Raw genomic sequence first — 2,778 nt, forward strand, 5'->3', positions numbered from 1 at the left:
ACCCCAACCCCCGTGTCATTCCACCCACCAACCAACAACTCCCGCTCCCACAACTCCAAAACACCCACCGCATGCAAAGCCACATCGGGACCGCCATCGAGCGTGGACGTGAGCGCGGTGACCATGTTCTTCAGGGCTGTGCACATCAGCCGGCCGACCGCGCCCGTGTCGATGGGCGTTACCGCCTCGACGGTGAGGCTCATTTCGTGGCCCGGGTCGTTCACGGCCACGCTCAACGGATAGTTGGTGCGCTCCCGGACGCGAACGGTGCGGACGCCATCGGCCTCCTGCCTTTCCGGGGCGGCCGTCGCCCCTGCCCGCGGGTGGCGGTAGTTGAACAGCGAGGTGAATACGGGCGTGTTGGCGGGCACCCCACTGGCCTGCTGCGCGATCGCCAACGGAGCGTGCTCGTGCTCCAGCAGTGCCGCCAGCTGTGCCCGCATCTCCTCGACGGCCTCGCGCAGTCCTACGTGGCCGGTACGCAGCCGCACCGGCAACGTGTTGATGAACGGCCCGAGTACCTGGTCGGCGCCTTCGCCGGCGTTCATCCGGCCGAACAACACGGTTCCGAACACCACGTCGTCGCGGCCCGACAGAGCCGAAACCACCCGGGCCCACGCCACATGGGTCACCGTTGCCGGGCTGACGCCCATCCGCTGCGCCACCTGCCGAAGCGCGACAATGGTCTCATCGGGGATCGGGATCACCTCAGCGACCACATCGCTGCCGTCGCCGCGTACGTCCAGCAGCCCGTACGGCGCGGTCGGCTCGGTCACATCGCCGAGCAGTTCGGCGAAGAACCGCTCGTGCTCGGCCCGTGAGACCTCGCGGGTCTGCGCGACGTAATTGCGGAAGGGCAGCACCTTCGCCGGCTGCTCCTTACCGGACTGCACTGCACGCCTCTCCTGCGTCAGCAGATCCAGGGTCGTACGGTCCTGCGCCATGTGATGCAGCCGGATCAGCCCCAGCCACCGACCGCCGGCCACCTCTGCGACGTGCATGTCCATCAACGGCGCCCGGCCAAGGTCCATCGTCGTGCCCGCCACGGCGAGCAGCGCATCCGCGGGATCGACGCCAGGCGAGTCCAGCACATGCTCCACCATCGGGAGGACCGCCTGGCGCAGCACGACCTGAACCGGCTCGCGCAGCCCATCCCACACCACCGCCGTGCGGTAGATGTCATGCCGGTCGATCATCTGCTGCGCCACCTGGACGAACGAGTCCAAGATGTCCCGCGAGTCGAACTCGAGCACCCGTATGGTGACGTACACGTCCGTACCGTCACCGGCCAGCAGGTGGTGGAAGAGCATGCCCTCCTGCAGCGGCGTCAACGGATAGATGTCCGCCACGTTCACCGCGCCGCCTTGAACCGAGGCGACGGCCAGGTCTATCTCGGCCTGGGAAAGATCCACCAACGGCAGCATCTCCGGCGTGATCCGCTCGGCATCCGCTGGGATCAGGTTGGGCGGCGCGATCTCGGACACGGTCTCGGCCGCCCGCGCCAGTCGGGCCGGAGTCGGCGCCTCGAAGAGGGCCCGCACCGGCACCGACACCCCCCGCGCTCGCAACCGCTCCACCAGCCGGACCGCGAGCAGCGAATGCCCACCCAGCCGGAAGAAGTCGTCGTCCATCCCGACCGATGGCACACCAAGGACGTCGGCGAACACGGCGCACAGGATCTCCTCCTGCACGGTGGCCGGCCCACGACCCGACCCGCTCGCATACTCCGGAGCCGGCAGCGCTTGACGATTCAGCTTGCCGTTCACCGTCAACGGCAACTCATCCAGCACCACCACCGCGGCCGGAACCATGTACTCGGGCAACAGCCCCGCCACGAACTCCCGCATCCCGCCCGGATCGATGTCCTCCCCGGCCGGCACCACATAGGCGGCCAGCCGCTTGTCCCCCGGCACATCCTCACGAGCGACCACCGCCGCCTGCACCACCCGCGGATGCGCCAGCAACGCGGCCTCGATCTCACCCGGCTCGATCCGGAACCCGCGGATCTTCACCTGCTCATCGACACGACCCAGGAACACCAACTGCCCATCCGGGGTCCACTTCACCAGATCCCCGGTCCGATACATCCGCCCACCCACCGCGAACGGACACGCCACAAACCGCTCAGCGGTCAACCCCGCACGACCCACATACCCGCGAGCCAGCTGCACCCCCGCCAGATACAACTCACCCACCACACCCACCGCCACCGGCTCCAACCGGCCATCCACCACAAACACCTGCGTATTAGCCACCGGCGCACCAATCGGCACCAGCCCCTGGCCCTGCCCCGCATCACACCGCCACGCGGTGACATCCACCGCCGCCTCCGTCGGCCCATACAAGTTGTGCAACTCCACCCCAGCAAACGCCGCAAAAAACCGCGACTGCGTCTCCAGCGGCAACGCCTCACCACTACACACCACCAGCCGCAAACTCGGCAGCTCCACCCCACCCACAGCCAGCACAAACGCATCCAGCATCGACGGCACGAAATGCATCACACTGACCCGCTGCGCCCGCACCAGCTCCGCCACATACCCCGGATCCCGATGCCCACCAGGCCGCGCCAACACCAACGTCGCACCCGACACCAACGTCCCGAACAACTCCCACACCGACACGTCAAACACCGTCGGCGTCTTCTGCATCACCCGATCACCCGGACCAAACCCGTAATGATCACGCATCCACACCAGACGATTGACAATGCTCCGATGCGAAACCACCACACCCTTCGGCCGCCCCGTCGACCCCGACGTATAAATCACATACGCC

At 67.2% G+C, this 2,778-nt stretch carries 1 protein-coding gene; it reads right to left on the minus strand.

The features are described from left to right. On the minus strand, window positions 1-2,771 hold a 2,771-nt coding region (locus ETD86_RS53715; RefSeq protein ID WP_342779376.1), incomplete at its 3' end, for an amino acid adenylation domain-containing protein. Window positions 2,772-2,778 lie beyond the last annotated feature (7 nt).

It is taken from the genome of Nonomuraea turkmeniaca (assembly GCF_005889735.1).
GTDB classification, from domain to species: Bacteria; Actinomycetota; Actinomycetes; order Streptosporangiales; family Streptosporangiaceae; genus Nonomuraea; species Nonomuraea turkmeniaca.